Source organism: Kluyvera genomosp. 2 (assembly GCF_036759865.1).
Taxonomy (GTDB): Bacteria; Pseudomonadota; Gammaproteobacteria; order Enterobacterales; family Enterobacteriaceae; genus Kluyvera; species Kluyvera ascorbata_B.
In genome coordinates this window covers 92,905-113,275 of the sequence record NZ_JAPKIA010000012.1, presented here as the reverse complement: position 1 = coordinate 113,275, position 20,371 = coordinate 92,905, and the positions used below count along the sequence as shown (strand labels likewise).

Annotated in this window: 14 protein-coding genes; 8 read left to right on the top strand and 6 right to left on the bottom strand. The window is 55.5% G+C overall.

Going from position 1 to position 20,371, the window contains the following annotated elements:
- Positions 1-11 precede the first annotated feature (11 nt).
- The 3 genes from V6942_RS14555 to aroP form a co-directional block, all read right to left on the bottom strand.
- On the bottom strand, positions 12-962 hold the full coding sequence (locus V6942_RS14555; RefSeq protein ID WP_106925446.1) for a family 43 glycosylhydrolase: 951 nt from the start codon (positions 960-962) through the stop codon (positions 12-14).
- Positions 962-2,371, bottom strand: coding sequence for an MFS transporter (locus tag V6942_RS14550; protein WP_333501398.1), 1,410 nt, complete (start codon positions 2,369-2,371; stop codon positions 962-964). The genes V6942_RS14555 and V6942_RS14550 overlap by 1 nt, the downstream gene beginning before the upstream one ends.
- Positions 2,372-2,537: 166 nt before the next feature.
- Positions 2,538-3,908: an aromatic amino acid transporter AroP gene (gene aroP, locus V6942_RS14545; protein ID WP_106925450.1), complete on the bottom strand. Its 1,371-nt coding sequence runs from the start codon at positions 3,906-3,908 to the stop codon at positions 2,538-2,540.
- 537 nt (positions 3,909-4,445) lie between these two features.
- On the opposite strand from aroP, the gene pdhR reads away from it, so the two are divergent.
- The 4 genes from pdhR to lpdA all read left to right on the top strand — a co-directional run bounded on the left by pdhR (position 4,446) and on the right by lpdA (position 11,567).
- Positions 4,446-5,210 carry a pyruvate dehydrogenase complex transcriptional repressor PdhR gene (gene pdhR, locus V6942_RS14540; RefSeq protein WP_106925452.1) on the top strand — a complete coding sequence of 255 codons (765 nt, stop codon included), beginning with the start codon at positions 4,446-4,448 and terminating at the stop codon, positions 5,208-5,210.
- 155 nt (positions 5,211-5,365) lie between these two features.
- Positions 5,366-8,029, top strand: coding sequence for a pyruvate dehydrogenase (acetyl-transferring), homodimeric type (aceE, locus tag V6942_RS14535; protein WP_106925454.1), 2,664 nt, complete (start codon positions 5,366-5,368; stop codon positions 8,027-8,029).
- A gap of 14 nt (positions 8,030-8,043) precedes the next feature.
- Positions 8,044-9,936: a pyruvate dehydrogenase complex dihydrolipoyllysine-residue acetyltransferase gene (gene aceF, locus V6942_RS14530; RefSeq protein ID WP_106925456.1), complete on the top strand. Its 1,893-nt coding sequence runs from the start codon at positions 8,044-8,046 to the stop codon at positions 9,934-9,936.
- Between the two features lie 206 nt (positions 9,937-10,142).
- The gene (lpdA, locus tag V6942_RS14525; RefSeq protein ID WP_106925639.1) at positions 10,143-11,567 is read left to right on the top strand and encodes a dihydrolipoyl dehydrogenase; all 1,425 of its coding nucleotides are present in this window, start codon (positions 10,143-10,145) and stop codon (positions 11,565-11,567) included.
- 49 nt (positions 11,568-11,616) lie between these two features.
- Here the strand turns inward: lpdA and V6942_RS14520 are convergent, their stop codons facing one another.
- Positions 11,617-12,423: a DUF2950 family protein gene (locus V6942_RS14520; RefSeq protein WP_106925458.1), complete on the bottom strand. Its 807-nt coding sequence runs from the start codon at positions 12,421-12,423 to the stop codon at positions 11,617-11,619.
- A gap of 11 nt (positions 12,424-12,434) precedes the next feature.
- Complete coding sequence (locus tag V6942_RS14515; RefSeq protein WP_333501397.1) at positions 12,435-13,937, bottom strand: DUF3300 domain-containing protein; 1,503 nt, start codon at positions 13,935-13,937, stop codon at positions 12,435-12,437.
- A 438-nt stretch (positions 13,938-14,375) separates the two neighbouring features.
- Here V6942_RS14515 and acnB point away from each other — a divergent pair, with 438 nt between their 5' ends.
- The 3 genes from acnB (at position 14,376) to yacL (ending at position 18,126) form a co-directional block, all read left to right on the top strand.
- Positions 14,376-16,973, top strand: coding sequence for a bifunctional aconitate hydratase 2/2-methylisocitrate dehydratase (gene acnB, locus V6942_RS14510; protein WP_106925462.1), 2,598 nt, complete (start codon positions 14,376-14,378; stop codon positions 16,971-16,973).
- 184 nt (positions 16,974-17,157) lie between these two features.
- Positions 17,158-17,583 (top strand): heme-binding protein, encoded by a 426-nt coding sequence (locus V6942_RS14505; RefSeq protein WP_333501396.1) that lies wholly within the window; start codon positions 17,158-17,160, stop codon positions 17,581-17,583.
- A 180-nt stretch (positions 17,584-17,763) separates the two neighbouring features.
- On the top strand, positions 17,764-18,126 hold the full coding sequence (gene yacL / locus V6942_RS14500; RefSeq protein WP_064547505.1) for a protein YacL: 363 nt from the start codon (positions 17,764-17,766) through the stop codon (positions 18,124-18,126).
- 92 nt (positions 18,127-18,218) lie between these two features.
- On the opposite strand, the gene V6942_RS14495 is transcribed toward yacL, so the two are convergent.
- On the bottom strand, positions 18,219-18,566 hold the full coding sequence (locus V6942_RS14495; RefSeq protein WP_062772020.1) for a YacC family pilotin-like protein: 348 nt from the start codon (positions 18,564-18,566) through the stop codon (positions 18,219-18,221).
- A 144-nt stretch (positions 18,567-18,710) separates the two neighbouring features.
- Here V6942_RS14495 and cueO point away from each other — a divergent pair, with 144 nt between their 5' ends.
- Positions 18,711-20,279 (top strand): multicopper oxidase CueO, encoded by a 1,569-nt coding sequence (gene cueO, locus V6942_RS14490; protein WP_106925466.1) that lies wholly within the window; start codon positions 18,711-18,713, stop codon positions 20,277-20,279.
- The last annotated feature ends 92 nt before the right edge of the window (positions 20,280-20,371 follow it).

Below are 20,371 nucleotides of genomic sequence, written 5' to 3'. Positions count from 1 at the left end.
GGGCAAGAGGTTTACTGCGAATCTGCCGGCGGGATGCCGAAATCAGGCATCCCGTCGTCCTTCCAGCGCACCGTCTTCAGGCGGGTATGTCGATTCGGGTCATACAGCGGGTCGCCCTCAATCTCCGTGTAGTTTCTTGCGTGATACACCAACACATCTTCCCCTTCAGGCGTCTGTGTAAAGCTGTTGTGCCCCGGCCCATACTGGCGATTTTCGTCGCTGGTGGTAAACACCGGCGTGGGCGATTTATGCCAGTTTGCCGCATGGGTCATATCAGCATCTTTATCAATCCACAGCAGTCCCATGCAGTAGTTTTCATCGGTCGCGCTGGCGGAGTAGCTGATAAACAGACGGTCGCCGTGAGTGACGACGGCAGGCCCTTCGTTCACCAGAAAACCGCGGCATTCCCAGTCGAACGCCGGTTGGCTGAGCATCACCGGTTCACCTTTTAGCGTCCACGGGTTTTCCAGCTCGGCAAGATACAGGTTCGAATTACCGGCAATGTCCGGCGATTTTTGCGCCCACAGATACCACTGTTTGCCCTGATGCTCAAAGGTGGTGGCGTCGAGGCAAAAGGTATCGAACGGCGTTTTGACCTGACCTTTCTCCACCCATTTGCCGTTCAGCGGATCGGCGTCGCTGCACTCCAGCGCGAACATGCGATGCTGGAACATCCCCTGGCTATCGAGCGCCTGGGTGTGGGCGGCGGCGAAGTAGATATACCAACGACCGTTAATGTGGTGCAGCTCCGGAGCCCAGATAAGCTGGCTCATCGGGCCGGTTTCGGGTTTGCGCCAGACCACCACCGGCTGGGCGGTACGCAGGCCATCGAGGTCAGCGGCGCGGCGGATTTCCAGCCGATCATATTCCGGCACGGAGGCGATAAAATAGTACTCTCCCTGGTGGCGCAGAATAAACGGGTCTGCGCGCTGCTCAATAAAGGGGTTGGGCCAGTTCTTCATCAGGCTTTCCTTACGTGTTCAGTCGTTTTCAGTTCTTGCTGGTACTCATTCAGCTCGCGATAGTTAGCGCGGCGCTTTTCCAGGTCTTCCTGGATTTGTTTCATCAACTGGCGGTCAACCTTGAGCAGACGCACCACTCCGGCGGTAATCAGGTAGCCGATGCCGGGAATGACGGTGAACAGCAGCATAATACCGTTAATCGTGGTGTCGCTTTGCGCTTTCGCGCCCGCGTCGTAGCCGTACCAGGAGAGCAGGAAACCGACCATTGCGCCCGCGACCGCCAGGCCAACCTTCAGGAAGAACAGGTTGCCGGAGAAGCTGATGCCGGTGATGCGTTTGCCGGTTTTCCATTCACCGTAGTCGTCTACGTCGGCCATCAGCGACCAGTGCAGCGGCGAGGGAATCTGGTGCAGGACGTTGAGCAGGAAATAGAGCACCGCGATCAGTACGGTGGCATGCGGGTCGAAGAAGTAAAAGGCGATGGAGAACACGGCCAGGACAATGTTGGTCCAGAAGAAGACCTGCAGTTTACACCAGCGGTCGGTTAGCACTTTTGCCAGCATGCTGCCAAACATCATGCCGACGACGCCAAGGCTGATAAACAGCGTTGCAAAGTGGGTGCTTTCTCCCATAACCCAGGTGACGTAGTACATGGTGGCGGCCATACGGATAAAGCCGGGGCAGACGTTACACAGCGTCAGCAGCAGAATGCGCACCCACTGGTCGTTTTTCAACACGTCTTTTAAATCTTGTTTCAGTTCATCGTTAGTCTGCACAGCCGGGCGTACGCGTTCGCGTACGGTGGAGAAGCAGAACAGAAACATGCACATCCCGATAAAGGCCAGCACGGTCATCGCCAGCTGATAGCCTTTGGCTTTGTCACCGCCGCCGAACCAGTCAACCATTGGCAGCAGCGTCAGCGACAGCAGCAGCGTGGCGATGCCAACCAGCACGAAGCGATAGGACTGGCAGGCAACGCGCTCCTGCGGGTCGTTCGTGATAACGCTGCCCAGCGAGCAGTAGGGAATGTTGATGGCGGTATAGGTGATCGACAGCAGGAAATAGGTAACAAACGCATAGATAACTTTGCTGCTGTAGCTCCATTCCGGCGTGGTGAACATCAGCACGCTGAAGAGGGCGTAGGGGAAGGCAATCCACAGCAACCATGGACGAAAACGGCCATACTTGCTGCGGGTACGGTCGGCCAGTGCGCCCATAATCGGGTCGGTCACGGCGTCGATAACGCGAACAGAGAGCAGCAGTACGCCAACCAACGCCGGCGCAAGGCCGAAAATATCGGTATAAAAATAGTTAACGAACAGCATGATAGCGCCGAAGATGATGTTGCATCCTGCATCGCCCATGCCATAGCCAATCTTCTCTTTCACTGACAGTTTACTTGAGTTCATCGCCAGACCTCTCCCGAATAATATGGAGGAGATTATTGGCAGCTAAACGGCGAAATGCGTAGCAGGATAACGTTAATCATATGGATAAAATTGCTGCGAAAAGGAAACTGTGAGGCAGGTAACATAGAGGTAAACGCCCCCTCAGGAGGTGAGGGGGCGGGGAGTATTACAGCGCTTTAACGGTTTTGGCGCCTTTCTGCTTAAACAGGTAGCCAATGCCGAGGATCAGAATCCATACCGGAATCAGCCACACGGAAATGGCCATACCCGGGGTCATCACCATAATCACCAGCACTGCGGCCATGAAGACCAGGCAGATCCAGTTGCCCAGCGGGTAGAACAGCGCCGGGAAGCGCGTGGTCACGCCCTGTTGCTGTTTTGCCTTGCGGAACTTCATGTGTGCCAGGCTAATCATCGCCCAGTTGATCACCAGCGCCGAGACCACCAGCGCCATCAGCAGTCCGAATGCGGACTCTGGGGCCAGGTAGTTGATCAGCACGCACAGCGCGGTGACGACGGCGGAAACCAGAATGGTGTTCACCGGTACGCCGCGTTTATCCACGCTCAGCAGCGCTTTCGGGGCGTTACCCTGCTGCGCCAGGCCGAAAAGCATACGGCTGTTGCAGTATACGCAGCTGTTGTACACGGAGAGTGCAGCGGTCAGCACCACGATGTTCAGGGCATTTGCCACCAGCGAGTCACCCAGCTCATGGAAGATAAGCACGAACGGGCTGACATCTGCGGTGACGCGGGTCCACGGCATCAGCGAGAGCAGTACCGCCAGCGAGCCCACATAGAAAATCAGAATACGGTAGATAACCTGATTGGTGGCTTTCGGGATGCTCTGTTCCGGGTTATCCGCTTCTGCTGCGGTGATACCCACCAGCTCAAGGCCACCGAAGGAGAACATGATGATCGCCATCATCATCACCAGCCCCATCCAGCCGTGCGGCAGGAAGCCGCCCTGTTCCCACAGGTTGCGAACGGTCGCCTGCGGGCCTGCGGTGCCGCTGAACAGCAGCCATGCGCCGAACAGGATCATCGCGATAACGGCCACCACTTTGATAATGGCAAACCAGAACTCCATCTCACCAAACACTTTCACGTTGGTCAGGTTGATGGCGTTGATAGCAATGAAGAAGACGGCCGCCGATGCCCAGGTTGGGATCTCTGGCCACCAGAACTGGATGTATTTACCGACGGCGGTCAGTTCCGCCATGGCAACCAGAACGTACAGCACCCAGTAGTTCCAGCCTGATGCGAAGCCGGCGAAGTTGCCCCAGTACTTATAGGCAAAGTGGCTGAAGGAGCCTGCTACCGGCTCTTCCACCACCATTTCGCCAAGCTGGCGCATGATCATAAAGGCAATAAAACCGGCGATAGCGTAGCCGAGAATAATACCGGGACCGGCAGATTGAATAACGGAGGCGCTGCCAAGAAACAGGCCAGTGCCGATAGCGCCGCCCAGAGCGATCAGCTGTATATGGCGGTTCTTAAGGCCGCGCTTAAGCTGTGCGCCTTGCTGTTGACCTTCCATTGTGAAACCTCGTGTGTGGTTATTATTGTGACGCTGTTGTGCGTATGTACTTAAGAAATTCCGTTTTCTGTATTGTTTTATTTACGAAATGCTTTTCTTAAAAAGAGGTAAGGCTCTTTCGTCATGAGCAGAATAGTGGTAAGTGCGGCGGAATGCACCTGCTTTGTGAAGGGATGATGACGAATTGGATAAAAAGACAACAGCAGTCACGAGGCGCCAAAAAATGAAAAATTCGCAATTACTGAATTTATATTCATTTTATTGAATTTAAATTCAGTAATTGATTAATTGAAACGGTTCAGTTTGCTTAATTTTGTTTGGTTTTAGTTAATTATACTTCTTTATAGGTAAAGTTGTTTTTTGTGCAAAGTTACATTTCTGAAACATCATTTCTGTAATGTTGTTAAAAAGTGCCGGGTTTACTGATTTCAATCAAAACCTGTATGGACATAAGGTGAATACTTTGTTACTTTAGCGCTACGAACTTGAAATTGGTAAGACCAATTGACTCCGGGCTAATGGCAGAGACAGGGAACAATGGCCTACAGCAAAATCCGCCAACCAAAACTATCCGATGTGATTGAGCAGCAGTTGGAGTTTTTGATCCTCGAGGGGACCTTACGCCCCGGCGAAAAACTTCCACCTGAACGCGAGCTGGCAAAACAGTTCGACGTTTCCCGCCCTTCGCTGCGTGAGGCGATTCAACGCCTCGAAGCCAAAGGGTTACTGCTTCGTCGTCAGGGCGGCGGGACTTTTGTTCAGAGCAGCCTATGGCAGAGCTTCAGCGATCCGCTGGTTGAGCTACTGTCCGACCACCCTGAATCCCAATTTGATCTGCTAGAGACCCGTCACGCGCTGGAAGGTATCGCGGCTTATTACGCGGCACTGCGCAGCACTGATGAAGATCGCGTACGCATTCGCGAGCTGCATCAGGCCATTGAGCGGGCTCAGCAGTCGGGCGACCTTGACGCTGAATCAGACGCCGTCGTCCAGTATCAAATTGCGGTCACCGAAGCTGCCCACAACGTGGTGCTGCTTCACCTGCTACGGTGTATGGAGCCGATGCTGGCGCAAAATGTTCGCCAGAACTTTGAACTGCTGTACGCCCGCCGGGAGATGCTCCCGCTGGTCAGCAATCATCGTACAGGCATTTTCGAAGCGATTATGGCCGGCGAGCCCGAACAGGCGCGCGAAGCGTCACACCGCCACCTGGCCTTCATCGAAGAGATTTTGCTGGATCGCAGCCGTGAACAGAGCCGCCGTGAGCGCTCGTTACGCCGCCTCCAGCAGCGAAAGGAATAAGCTTTTTTCTGGCAGTCGTTTGACCAGAAAATGTAGAAATGCGCCTTTAGCGCGCGGCAACTAAACGCAGAACCTGTCTTATTGCGTTTTCCCACGAAAGCGCAATGGGACAGGTTCCAGACAAATCAACGTACTAGATAGATAAGGAATAACCCATGTCAGAACGTTTACACAATGACGTGGATCCGATCGAAACTCGCGACTGGCTACAGGCGATCGAATCGGTCATCCGTGAAGAAGGTGTTGAGCGCGCTCAGTATCTGATCGACCAACTGCTCTCTGAAGCCCGCAAAGGCGGCGTTCAGGTTGCGGCGGGTGCAGGAGCTAGCGGTTACGTCAACACTATTGCCGTTGAAGATGAACCGGAATACCCGGGCAATCTGGAGCTGGAACGTCGTATTCGTTCTGCTATCCGTTGGAACGCCATCATGACCGTGCTGCGTGCGTCTAAAAAAGACCTCGAGCTGGGCGGCCACATGGCTTCCTTCCAGTCTTCTGCGACCTTCTACGAAGTCTGCTTCAACCACTTCTTCCGTGCGCGCAACGAGCAGGATGGCGGCGACCTGGTGTACTTCCAGGGCCACATCTCTCCGGGCGTCTACGCACGTGCTTTCCTGGAAGGTCGTCTGACCGAAGAGCAGATGGACAACTTCCGTCAGGAAGTACACGGTAAAGGTCTGTCTTCTTATCCGCACCCGAAACTGATGCCAACCTTCTGGCAGTTCCCGACCGTTTCTATGGGTCTGGGTCCTATCGGTGCTATCTACCAGGCGAAATTCCTGAAATATCTGGAACACCGTGGCCTGAAAGACACTTCCAAACAAACCGTTTATGCCTTCCTGGGCGACGGCGAGATGGATGAGCCGGAATCCAAAGGTGCGATCACCATCGCGACCCGTGAAAAACTGGACAACCTGGTCTTCGTTATCAACTGTAACCTGCAGCGCCTTGACGGCCCGGTTACCGGTAATGGCAAGATCATTAACGAACTGGAAGGCATCTTCGCGGGCGCTGGCTGGAACGTTATCAAGGTTATCTGGGGCGGTCGTTGGGATGAGCTGCTGCGTAAAGATACCAGCGGTAAACTGATCCAGCTGATGAACGAAACCGTTGACGGCGACTACCAGACCTTCAAATCCAAAGACGGCGCTTACGTACGTGAGCACTTCTTCGGTAAATATCCGGAAACCGCAGCGCTGGTTGCCGACTGGACTGACGAGCAGATCTGGGCCCTGAACCGCGGTGGTCACGATCCGAAGAAAGTCTTCGCTGCACTGAAAAAAGCGCAGGAAACCAAAGGCAAAGCAACCGTAATCCTCGCCCATACCATCAAAGGTTACGGCATGGGTGACACCGCTGAAGGTAAAAACATCGCTCACCAGGTTAAGAAAATGAACATGGACGGCGTGCGCTACATCCGCGACCGTTTCAACGTTCCTGTGACCGACGAGCAGGTTGAAAAACTGTCTTACATTACCTTCCCGGAAGGTTCTGAAGAACACACCTATCTGCACGCTCAGCGTCAGAAACTGCACGGCTACCTGCCGAGCCGTCAGCCGAACTTCGATGAGAAGTTAGAGCTGCCGACGCTGGAAGATTTCGGCCCGCTGCTGGAAGAGCAGAACAAAGAGATCTCCACCACTATCGCGTTCGTCCGTGCGCTGAACGTGATGCTGAAGAACAAGTCCATCAAAGACCGCCTCGTGCCGATCATCGCCGATGAAGCGCGTACCTTTGGTATGGAAGGCCTGTTCCGTCAGATTGGTATCTACAGCCCGAACGGCCAGCAGTACACCCCGCAGGACCGTGAGCAGGTTGCCTACTACAAAGAAGACGAGAAAGGCCAGATTCTGCAGGAAGGTATCAACGAACTGGGTGCTGGCGCATCCTGGCTGGCGGCTGCGACCTCTTACAGCACCAACAACCTGCCGATGATTCCGTTCTACATCTACTACTCCATGTTCGGGTTCCAGCGTATCGGTGACCTGTGCTGGCAGGCAGGCGACCAGCAGGCTCGCGGCTTCCTGGTAGGCGGTACTTCCGGTCGTACGACGCTGAACGGTGAAGGTCTGCAGCACGAAGATGGTCACAGCCATATTCAGTCTCTGACTATCCCGAACTGTATCTCTTACGATCCATCTTACGCGTACGAAGTGGCGGTCATCATGCACGATGGTCTGGAGCGCATGTACGGTGAGAAACAAGAGAACGTTTACTACTACATCACCACGCTGAACGAAAACTACCACATGCCGGCAATGCCAGCAGGTGCCGAGGAAGGTATCCGTAAAGGTATCTACAAACTCGAAACCCTCGAAGGTAGCAAAGGTAAAGTTCAGCTGCTGGGCTCCGGTTCTATCCTGCGTCACGTACGTGAAGCAGCGCAGATCCTGGCGAAAGACTATGGCGTCGGCTCCGACGTGTACAGCGTGACCTCCTTCACTGAACTGGCACGTGATGGTCAGGATTGTGAACGCTGGAACATGCTGCACCCGCTGGAAACGCCGCGCGTTCCGTACATCGCTCAGGTAATGAACGACGCGCCGGCTGTTGCCTCTACTGACTATATGAAACTGTTTGCTGAGCAGGTTCGTACTTATGTACCGGCTGACGATTACCGCGTACTGGGTACCGACGGCTTCGGTCGCTCTGACAGCCGTGAAAACCTGCGTCACCACTTCGAAGTTGATGCTTCCTACGTGGTTGTAGCGGCACTGGGCGAACTGGCTAAACGTGGCGAAATCGATAAGAAAGTGGTTGCTGACGCAATCACCAAATTCAACATCGATGCAGAAAAAGTTAACCCGCGTCTGGCGTAAGAGGTAAAAGAACAATGGCTATCGAAATCAATGTACCGGACATCGGGGCTGATGAAGTTGAAATCACCGAGATCCTGGTCAAAGTAGGCGACAAAGTTGAAGCTGAACAGTCGCTGATCACCGTAGAAGGCGACAAAGCCTCTATGGAAGTTCCGTCTCCTCAGGCTGGTATCGTTAAAGAGATCAAAGTCTCTGTTGGCGACAAAACTGAGACCGGCAAACTGATCATGATTTTCGATTCCGCCGACGGTGCAGCAGCTGCTGCACCTGCCAAGGCAGAAGAGAAGAAAGAAGCGGCTCCGGCAGCAGCACCTGCTGCTGCAGCGGCAAAAGACGTTCACGTGCCTGATATCGGCGGCGACGAAGTTGAAGTGACCGAGATCATGGTCAAAGTCGGCGATACCGTAGCGGCTGAACAGTCTCTGATCACCGTTGAAGGTGACAAAGCGTCCATGGAAGTCCCGGCACCGTTCGCGGGCGTAGTGAAAGAGATCAAAATCAACACCGGCGACAAAGTGTCCACCGGCTCCCTGATTATGGTCTTCGAAGTGGCGGGCGCAGCGCCTGCTGCTGCACCGGCTCAGGCTGCCGCTCCGGCAGCAGCAGCGGCTCCGGCGGCTTCTGGCTCGAAAGACGTTAACGTACCGGACATCGGCGGTGACGAAGTTGAAGTGACCGAAGTGATGGTGAAAGTAGGCGATAAAATTGCCGCTGAGCAGTCACTGATCACCGTAGAAGGCGACAAAGCCTCTATGGAAGTTCCGGCACCGTTCGCAGGTACCGTGAAAGAAATCAAAATCAGCACCGGCGACAAAGTCAAAACCGGTTCTCTGATTATGGTCTTCGAAGTGGAAGGCGCAGCACCTGCTGCTCCAGCTGCCGCGGCGGCTCCAGCTCCTGCTGCTGCACCGGCTCAGGCTGCTAAACCTGCTGCCGCACCGGCTGCGAAGGCTGAAGGTAAAACCGAGTTCGCTGAGAACGACGCTTACGTTCACGCCACTCCGCTGATTCGTCGCCTGGCGCGCGAATTCGGTGTGAACCTGGCGAAAGTGAAAGGTTCTGGCCGTAAAGGTCGTATCCTGCGTGAAGACGTTCAGGCTTACGTGAAAGACGCTATCAAGCGTGCTGAAGCGGCTCCGGCTGCAGCCGCTGGCGGCGGTATCCCGGGCATGCTGCCTTGGCCGAAAGTGGACTTCAGCAAGTTTGGTGAAATCGAAGAAGTGGAACTGGGCCGTATCCAGAAAATCTCGGGTGCTAACCTGAGCCGTAACTGGGTGATGATCCCGCACGTTACTCACTTCGATAAGACCGATATCACCGATCTGGAAGCGTTCCGTAAACAGCAGAACGCCGAAGCTGAAAAACGTAAACTGGACGTGAAATTCACCCCAGTGGTCTTCATCATGAAAGCCGTTGCCGCCGCTCTGGAACAGATGCCGCGCTTCAACAGCTCTCTGTCTGAAGATGGTCAGCGCCTGACCCTGAAGAAATACATCAACATCGGTGTGGCGGTTGATACGCCAAATGGTCTGGTTGTTCCGGTCTTCAAAGACGTGAACAAGAAGAGCATTACCGAGCTGTCTCGTGAACTGACCGTGATCTCCAAGAAAGCGCGTGATGGCAAGCTGACCGCTGGCGAAATGCAGGGCGGTTGCTTCACCATCTCCAGCATCGGTGGCCTGGGTACGACCCACTTCGCGCCGATTGTTAACGCGCCGGAAGTGGCGATCCTCGGTGTCTCCAAGTCCTCTATGGAGCCAGTGTGGAACGGTAAAGAGTTTATGCCGCGTCTGATGATGCCAATTTCTCTTTCCTTCGACCACCGCGTAATCGACGGTGCGGATGGTGCGCGCTTTATCACCATCATCAACAACATGCTGTCTGACATTCGCCGTCTGGTGATGTAATAAAAAAGCCGGCCTGACGGCCGGCTTTTTTCTGGTAACCTCGGAGTGGTTAGGGGTTATCAGCAACAAAGGACAAAATCGTTTGCCGTTTGTTGTTTAAAAATTGTTAACAATTTTGTAAAATACACGCGGATAGAACGTCCCGGTGGATGATGGGCGTAATAACTATAACGTCAGACCGCCGGATACAAATGATAGAGGTCATGATGAGTACTGAAATTAAAACTCAGGTCGTGGTACTTGGGGCAGGTCCTGCGGGCTACTCTGCTGCATTCCGTTGCGCTGATTTAGGTCTGGAAACCGTAATTGTAGAACGTTACAGCACCCTCGGTGGTGTTTGTCTGAACGTTGGCTGTATCCCTTCTAAAGCACTGCTGCACGTTGCAAAAGTTATCGAAGAAGCCAAATCGCTGGCTGAACACGGTATCGTCTTCGGCGAGCCGAAAACCGATATCGACAAAATTCGTACCTGGAAAGAGAAAGTTATCACTCAGCTGACCGGTGGTCTGGCGGGTATGGCCAAAGGCCGTAAAGTGAAAGTGGTAAACGGTCTGGGTAAATTCACCGGGGCAAACACCCTGGAAGTGGAAGGCGAGAACGGTAAAACCGTCATCAACTTCGACAACGCTATCATCGCGGCGGGTTCCCGTCCGATTGAACTGCCATTCATTCCACATGAAGACCCACGCGTTTGGGACTCCACAGACGCACTGGAACTGAAAGAAGTGCCAAAACGCCTGCTGGTTATGGGCGGTGGCATCATCGGTCTGGAAATGGGTACCGTGTACCATGCGCTGGGTTCAGAGATTGACGTGGTTGAAATGTTCGACCAGGTTATCCCGGCTGCCGACAAAGACATCGTTAAAGTCTTCACCAAACGTATCAGCAAGAAATTCAACCTGATGCTGGAAACCAAAGTGACCGCCGTTGAAGCAAAAGAAGACGGTATCTACGTTTCCATGGAAGGCAAAAAAGCACCTTCAGAAGCACAGCGTTATGACGCCGTGCTGGTGGCTATCGGTCGCGTACCAAACGGTAAAAACCTCGACGCGGGCAAAGCTGGCGTAGAAGTTGACGAGCGTGGCTTCATCCACGTCGACAAACAGCTGCGTACCAACGTACCGCATATCTTTGCTATCGGCGATATCGTCGGTCAGCCGATGCTGGCGCACAAAGGTGTTCACGAAGGTCACGTTGCTGCTGAAGTTATCGCCGGCCAGAAACACTACTTCGATCCGAAAGTGATTCCATCCATTGCGTATACCGATCCAGAAGTTGCTTGGGTAGGTCTGACGGAGAAAGAAGCGAAAGAGAAAGGCATCAGCTATGAAACCGCCACCTTCCCGTGGGCTGCTTCTGGCCGTGCTATCGCTTCCGACTGCGCAGACGGTATGACCAAACTGATTTTCGACAAAGAATCTCACCGTGTTATCGGTGGTGCGATTGTCGGTACCAACGGCGGCGAGCTGCTGGGCGAAATCGGTCTGGCGATCGAAATGGGTTGTGACGCTGAAGATATCGCGCTGACCATCCACGCTCACCCGACTCTGCACGAGTCTGTTGGCCTGGCAGCAGAAATCTTTGAAGGTAGCATCACCGACCTGCCAAACCCGAAAGCGAAGAAGAAGTAATTTTCTCCGGGTGACCGGAATGAGACAAGCGGCCCAAGGGCCGCTTTTTTTATTCTGCTACCGCCTGCCAGCCGACGCTGGAGTCCGGCGAGAACTGGGTAATGGCCTGCGCTTTTTGCGCTGTCTCCGCGCCTAAGTTGGCTTCATAAACTCGGTCGGTCTTATCGACCATAAAGCTCATGACGCCCGTTTGTCCCCACTCAACCGGCCAGGCCAGCAGGGCGACTTCGCCCTTATCACCGTCGGCGATAATGCGGTAATGGTAGCCGTGATAGCCTTCACCCGGCATCGCGGGGCTGAAGTTTGGCCCCAGCGGACTCGGGTTCTCTCCCGGCTTGATGGGCCAGTAGAGGCCATCTTTTTTCCCATCGCTGCTGATAATTTTCTGCGCCCAGGCGTGGTTCAGCTGATAGTAATCTTCCTGGGCATCGACATAGGCGTGCATCGCTGCAATGGCCGAAAGCTCGTTGCGGCCAATGGCGCGGGTCAGGATCTCATCCTCACCGGCGGCGATGTTAAACGCCCAGCCGGTGTCGCCTTTTTCCATGGGGATGGGCAGCCGCCAGCCGTCGTTGCCGACGTCCAGCCAGGCGGTGCTGTTTTGCATGACAATCCGGTGGCCGAGCTGCCAGTCGCGCAGAAAGCGGGCGACGGCGTCCTGGTCTATGCCGTCGGGCGGTAAAAACTGCTGCCAGTTATCGCCAAAAAGGCGATTCAGGGCGCTGTCGTCTTTGCTGGAGACCGCTTCAACCAGCGCGCTGGCGGCTTGATCCGGGTTGGAAAACGTCTGCTGTGCCCATGCCATCAGCGGCGACATCGCCAGCGCCAGCAGCGCTATCTGTATCTGCTTTTTCATCTTGTTATCCTTTAGCGTCGACGGAACTCATGGTGCTCAGCAAGGCCACTGCTATGCTGCTCGCCGCCGAGGCCGGAAGCGCGACGGCTCTCCAGCCCGCGTAACTGCTGCGATTGCCAGGAAGGGGCCCGACTCTCATTGCCGCTGAATGCGTTGCTGTGCGTGGCATCACGACGCGCTTGCAGCGTTTGCCGCTGCGTATCGCTCAGTTGCGGATGCGATGACGGGATGCGCTGCGCGTTCCCGCGCGGTGGCGAATTCCGCGTTGCAGTGTGGCTGGCCGGGGTGTCATAGCCACGGAAATTACTGCGCTGTACGGTATGGTTAAGCTGCTGCGATGCGGCGCGACGTTGGGCATCTCGAGCGCCGGTGGCGTCCGGTACGTTGCTGCTGCTATGAGTACGCTGATTGAGCTGCTGTATCGCCGCCTGACGCTGCGTATCGCGATCGGGTGCCGCGTGCTGGGTGGCGCTGAGGCCGCCGGCAACGTTGGTCTGATGGAACTGATTGGCTACCGTATTATTCGGATAAGGTGTATTACCGCGGTAGGCCGGATTATGCTGCCAGTTGCGGGTTTCACCGCTCAGGTTGTTTCCCGTTATTTTATTGAAATTATTTACATTAATATTAATGTTATCGCCATTATGTTGGTAGCCGCCGTGATCGTAATGATCGTCATCGCGGTGGCGATCGTCATCATCCCAGTCAATATTGCTGAAAATCGCGTAGGTGGTTGCCACGCCAAGGCTGTAACCAAAACCGCGCACAAAGCTGTCGGCAAACTGCTCCCCCGGGGGCGGTGGCAGATACACCGGTGGGGCGGCGGTATAAGGCCAACTGCTGCCGTAAACCACCGTCGGGTTATAGTTTGGCACGTACACGACCTGCGGATTGGCTGGCTCAATCTTAATCACCGTTGGCGCGCTGCTGGCGGCGTGCGTCGTTCCCGAGGCTGAAGGGGTTGGACGTTTACTGGCGGTCACCGTTTGCTGCGGCGTCGACTTCAGCGAACCGGTTTGCTGTGCCATCTGGCGGAGCTGTTGCACCGCATCTATCACATCCTGCGGTTGCGCCAGGAAAGCGTTACCGAGGTTGGTGACCCACTGGGGATCTTCACCCATCATGCCCGTCAGCTGCGGGAAGGCGACCAGCGACTTGACGCTCACGTCCCAGGGTTGCCCGGAAACGGCTTTTACCGCAGCATCGCCCTGCTGGCCGGGATGATCTTTTGACCATTGTACCGCCTGGGACACGCTGTCAGGGTAGGTGGCGGCCATCAGCACCTGTGAGAGCAGCGGGTCAGGGTAGAGCGCGATGGGCGCTACCCACTGGGTGATTTGCGCGGCGGTGTAGGTGGGTGCCGTAGTGGCCGGCGATGCCGTAGCAACGACCGGTGCAGGTGTGGCTTCCGGCGCGGCGGGCTCGCGGCTTTTGACATACAGCGTACCGGCGGCCGCCAGCAGCCCGGCGCTGCACACCAGCGCAATATAGTGGGGCTTAAAAGGCAAGTTCATGGTGAGTCTCCAGGGAACGACGCAGTCCGGGTGAGGGAGCGAATATGCCGCGAGTATAATGAGACTGCTGTTTGTTTTTTGATTAAAGTAGGGATTTCTGCCAATGCGGGGAAATTGTGACAGGAGCTTACACCTGTGCACATTTATGGCCTGAAGTGGTTGTCACGTATAAGTAATATTTTAATAACAAAATATCTAACACGGCTGCTAACAGATGGTTTTTTCCCATTCAAATGCGTGATTTTCTGCTCTCTTATATCAACATTAACGATTCAGCAAATATTTAATGTTGCTTTTTTGTAAACGGATTAACAGTCCCCGGAAATCCTGCTATGCTGGCCCTCGCGGTACCGGGCTTTTACCCTACAAACTGCTGTCTCACAGGAGCGTGAAGAGATCGCCGACCGCATATGACAATGAGAGCGAGGAGATACCGTCGTGCTAAAAGAATACCGTGAGCACGTAGCTGAGCGTGCAGCCATTGGGATTGTTGCCAAACCCTTAGATGCAACCCAAATGGCCGGGCTGGTTGAGCTGCTGAAGAACCCGCCTGCTGGCGAAGAAGAATTCCTGTTAGACCTGTTAATTAATCGCGTGCCGCCGGGCGTTGACGAAGCCGCCTACGTAAAAGCGGGTTTCCTCGCCGCCGTTGCGAAAGGCGAAGCCACTTCCCCGCTGGTTACCCCAGAAAAAGCCATCGAACTGCTCGGCACCATGCAGGGCGGCTACAACATTCACCCGCTGATTGATGCGCTTGACGATGCTAAGCTGGCCCCGATTGCCGCTAAAGCGCTGTCGCACACGCTGCTGATGTTCGACAACTTCTATGACGTTGAAGAAAAAGCCAAAGCGGGCAACGTCTATGCTAAACAGGTTATTCAGTCCTGGGCCGATGCCGAGTGGTTCCTGAACCGCCCAGCGCTGGCTGAAAAAATCACCGTGACCGTCTTTAAAGTGACGGGTGAAACCAACACCGATGATCTGTCTCCGGCACCTGACGCATGGTCTCGTCCGGATATCCCACTGCACGCGCTGGCGATGCTGAAAAACGCCCGCGAAGGCATTAACCCGGATCAGCCGGGCGCAGTGGGGCCGATCAAACAGATCGAAGAGTTGCAGAAGAAGGGTTTCCCGCTGGCGTATGTGGGTGACGTTGTCGGTACCGGTTCTTCACGTAAATCCGCCACCAACTCCGTGCTGTGGTTCATGGGCGACGACATTCCGCACGTGCCGAACAAGCGCGGCGGCGGCCTGTGCCTCGGTGGCAAAATTGCACCTATCTTCTTCAACACCATGGAAGATGCGGGCGCGCTGCCAATTGAAGTCGACGTTTCCAACCTGAACATGGGCGATGTCATTGACGTTTACCCGTTTAAAGGCGAAGTGCGTAACCACGAAACCGGCGAACTGCTGGCAAGCTTTGAGCTGAAAACTGACGTGCTGATCGATGAAGTACGTGCCGGTGGCCGTATCCCGCTGATCATCGGCCGTGGCCTGACCACCAAAGCGCGCGAAGCGCTGGGTCTGCCGCACAGCGACGTCTTCCGTCAGGCGAAAGACGTGGCAGAAAGCAGCCGTGGTTTCTCTCTGGCACAGAAAATGGTTGGTCGCGCCTGTGGCGTGAAAGGTATTCGTCCGGGCGCGTACTGCGAACCGAAGATGACCTCCGTAGGTTCTCAGGATACCACCGGCCCAATGACTCGCGACGAACTGAAAGACCTGGCGTGCCTGGGCTTCTCTTCTGACCTGGTGATGCAGTCCTTCTGTCACACTGCCGCCTATCCTAAGCCGGTTGACGTGACCACGCACCACACGCTGCCTGACTTCATCATGAACCGTGGCGGTGTCTCGCTGCGTCCGGGCGACGGCGTTATCCACTCCTGGCTGAACCGTATGCTGCTGCCAGATACCGTGGGTACCGGCGGTGACTCCCATACCCGTTTCCCAATCGGTATCTCCTTCCCGGCGGGCTCTGGCCTGGTCGCGTTTGCTGCGGCCACCGGCGTCATGCCGCTGGATATGCCGGAATCCGTGCTGGTACGCTTCAAAGGCAAAATGCAGCCGGGTATCACACTGCGTGACCTGGTTCATGCGATCCCGCTGTATGCGATTCGCCAGGGCCTGCTGACCGTTGAGAAGAAAGGTAAGAAAAACATCTTCTCTGGCCGCATCCTGGAAATCGAAGGTCTGCCGGATCTGAAAGTGGAGCAGGCGTTCGAGCTGACCGATGCTTCCGCAGAGCGTTCCGCTGCGGGCTGTACCATCAAGCTGAACAAAGAGCCAATCGTTGAGTACCTGACCTCCAACATCGTGCTGCTGAAGTGGATGATCGCGGAAGGCTACGGCGACCGTCGTACGCTGGAACGTCGTGTACAGGGCATGGAAAAATGGCTGGCGAACCCTGAACTGCTGGAAGCTGACGCGGATGCAGAATACGCAGCGGTGATCGACATCGATCTGGCTGACATTAAAGAGCCGATCCTGTGCGCGCCAAACGATCCGGACGACGCGCGTCTGCTGTCTGACGTGCAGGGCGAGAAGATTGACGAAGTGTTCATCGGCTCCTGCATGACCAACATCGGCCACTTCCGTGCTGCCGGTAAGCTGCTGGATAACCACAAAGGCCAGCTGCCGACCCGCCTGTGGGTGGCTCCGCCAACCCGTATGGACGCAGCTCAGCTGACCGAAGAAGGTTACTACAGCGTGTTTGGTAAGAGCGGTGCGCGTATCGAGATCCCTGGCTGCTCCCTGTGTATGGGTAACCAGGCGCGCGTGGCGGACAACTCAACCGTGGTGTCGACCTCTACCCGTAACTTCCCGAACCGTTTAGGGACCGGGGCGAACGTCTACCTGGCTTCTGCGGAGCTGGCGGCGGTCGCGGCGCTGATCGGCAAACTGCCGACGCCGGAAGAGTACCAGACCTATGTCGCGCAGGTAGATAAGACGGCGGTGGATACCTACCGTTATCTGAACTTCGACCAGCTGTCTCAGTACACCGAGAAAGCCGATGGCGTGATTTTCCAGACCGCGGTATAACCGCGCTAGCGTAATATTAAGGCGAGGGCTTCGGCACTCGCCTTTTTTTATCCGCGCGTGTATCGCCATACCGCCCTGAATATCGCTGACTGCTTTTTACGCTCCCCTCAACATTTCTTGACCGTGCGGCAGGCCAATTTCCTTCATAATTTCAATTCGCTTCTTGTCCGAAGGAGAGTTTGCCATGTCCGATATTACCCTTTCTCAACTGGTCAGGCCGCGCCCGCAGCTGACGCTATTTGCCGCGCGTCAGATGGTTAAACACGCTCTCGTCACGGCTGTAAAGCAGCAGCAGTCGGTCAGCGTGGCGGTGGTGGATATTCACGGCGGGCTGATCGCCTTCGCGCGCGATGATAACGCATCGGGCGTGACCATTAATGCCACTATCGAACAAGCCCGCGCGGCGGTACAGCTCGGCTCGCCTTCCCGCGTGTTGGCATCAGGCTGCCATCGCGATCGGCCTCATTTCCCGCCGACGCCGGACGTCTCGTCGCTTCAGGGCGGCGTCGCGGTGGTGATTGACGGGCAGAGCGTGGGGGCGGTTGGCGTCAGCGGCGCCCGCGATGGCGATACCGAGCTGGCTACCTCGGCGGCGATGCTCTTTTCCTGAAGCGCGCAACGGCGGTGAAATAATGCCCGAACGCTGATGATAATGCGCTCAAGCAGACGGTGAGCGCATTTTTATTTGCATCACCTCTAGCTCGCGTGCTTTTTTTCTGGCCCGCTGCTGCGATAATTACAGATAGGTACAATGCAGCGGTGACGCATTGCCTTTGTAGAGGAACAGATCATGGATTACGAATTTCTGCGCGACGTTACCGGAGGGGTAAAAGTACGTATGTCGATGGGCCACGAGGTGGTCGGTCACTGGTTCAATGAAGAGGTGAAAGATAACCTCTCGCTACTGGATGAAGTCGAACAGGCTGCACGCACCGTAAAAGGCAGTGAACGTTCCTGGCAGCGCGCCGGGCATGAATATACGTTATGGATGGACGGCGAAGAAGTGATGGTTCGCGCGAACCAGCTGGAGTTTTCCGGCGACGAAATGGAAGAGGGGATGAGCTACTACGACGAAGAGAGCCTCTCGCTTTGCGGCGTAGAAGATTTCCTGCAGGTTGTTGCGGCGTACCGCGAGTTTGTACAACAGCGTTAATTCGCGTTTACGGCGTGCCGGGTGGCGCTGCGCTTACCCGGCACACTGCCAAACATAGGCCCGATAAGCGTAGCGCCATCGGGCTCTGAGCCTTACTTCACGTAGGCCAGCAGGCTCAGCGAATCACGCGCCAGCGCTTTGCATTTTTTGGCCGTTGGGATGCCGATACCGCTGAGATCGCGGTAGCTGTCTTCGCCCAGCGCCTTCATATTGAAGGTGTCATAATTGCTGAGATCCCACTGGTTCTGCTGGGCAAAGAACACCAGCGCGCGACGAATTTGCGTGTTAGGCAGGTTTTGGTAGCCACAGTCATTTTTCAGGAACACAAATACCGCCGTTAAATCGGCCATATCTTCCGCTTCAGACTCGCTTAAAGCATAACTCGAGCTGGACATCGCCAGCAGCGATCCAAGCAGCACCGTTCGGAAAAACGTCTTCATTTCTTCTACCTTACATCGTCGATATTCAACGTTAACATACTTATCCATGCGACGGGGAGCATTATTGATAGCTTTCCGCTTGACCTTCCCGTAGGGGGAAGGCTTAAGCTCAAATAATCAGCAAAAGTCGAAAAGGATGTACCGATGCATCGTCGTGATTTTCTCAAATTCAGCGCCGCCGTCGGCGTTGTCAGCGCCCTGCCGCTGTGGAGCCGAGCGGTGTTTGCCGCCGAACGCCCAACGCTTGCGATCCCTCCGCTGTTAACCGCCGACGCCAATAACCAGATCCTGCTGACCGTGCAGGCGGGGAAGACGCAGTTTGCCGGAAAAGCGGCGACCACCTGGGGCTATAACGGCAACCTGCTAGGGCCGGCCCTTCGCCTGCAACAGTGGAAACCGGTGACGGTAAACGTGCAGAACAACTTGCCCGAGGAGACCACCGTGCACTGGCATGGGCTGGAGGTGCCGGGCGACGTCGACGGCGGTCCTCAGGGGATTATTCCACCCGGCGGTAGCCGCACGGTGAGCTTTACGCCCACCCAGCGCGCGGCGACCTGCTGGTTCCACCCGCACCAGCATGGAAAAACCGGGCATCAGGTGGCGATGGGGCTGGCCGGGCTGGTGCTGATTGACGATGAAGATAGCCAGAAGCTGATGCTGCCAAAGCAGTGGGGCATTGATGATGTGCCGGTGATTATGCAGGACAAAAAATTTACTGCGGCCGGTGAGATAGACTATCAGCTCGACGTGATGAGCGCTGCGGTTGGCTGGTTTGGCGATACGCTGCTGACCAACGGCGCGCCTTTCCCACAGCATGCGCCGCCGCGCGGCTGGCTGCGTTTGCGTTTGCTGAACGGTTGTAACGCCCGCTCGTTGACGCTGGCCGCCAGCGATAAACGCCCGCTATACGTGGTGGCCAGCGACGGCGGCCTGCTGGCCGAGCCGGTTAAGGTCAGCGAACTGCCGCTGTTGATGGGTGAGCGCTTTGAGGTGCTGGTCGACGTGCGCGACGGTAAACCGTTCGACCTGCTGACGTTACCGGTGACCCAGATGGGCATGGCGGTTGCGCCGTTCGATAAGGCAATGCCGGTGCTGCATATTCAGCCCATTGGTATTCCCGGCTCCGGTACGCTGCCGGATACGCTGGCTACGATGCCAGCGCTGCCGTCGCTGGAGGGTCTCACCGAGCGTAAGCTTCAGCTCTCCATGGACCCGATGCTCGATATGATGGGGATGCAGGCGCTGATGCAGAAGTACGGCAATCAGGCGATGAGTGGGATGGATCACGGCAGTATGATGGATCATGGCGGGATGAAGATGGACCACGGCAATATGGGCCACATGCAGCACGGTGGCGGCAAGTTCGATTTCCACAATGCCAATAAGATCAATGGTAAAGCCTTCGATATGAACCAGCCGATGTTTGCGGCGGAAAAGGGGAAATTTGAGCGCTGGGTGATTTCCGGCGAGGGCGACATGATGCTGCATCCGTTCCATATTCACGGTACCCAGTTCCGTATTCTGCGAGAAAACGGCCAGTCACCGGCGGCGCACCGAACGGGCTGGAAAGATACGGTACGAGTAGAAGGCGGCGTCAGCGAAGTGCTGGTGAAATTCGACCACGAGGCGACAAAAGAGCAGGCGTATATGGCGCACTGCCACCTGCTGGAGCATGAAGACACGGGGATGATGCTCGGGTTTACCACCGCATAATCTCTGTTAAACGTTATGGATTCGGACCGGGCGCTTTTCTGAAAAAGCGTCCGTTATTCATCTCGTTGCGTGGCAGAAGAATATACTTGAGG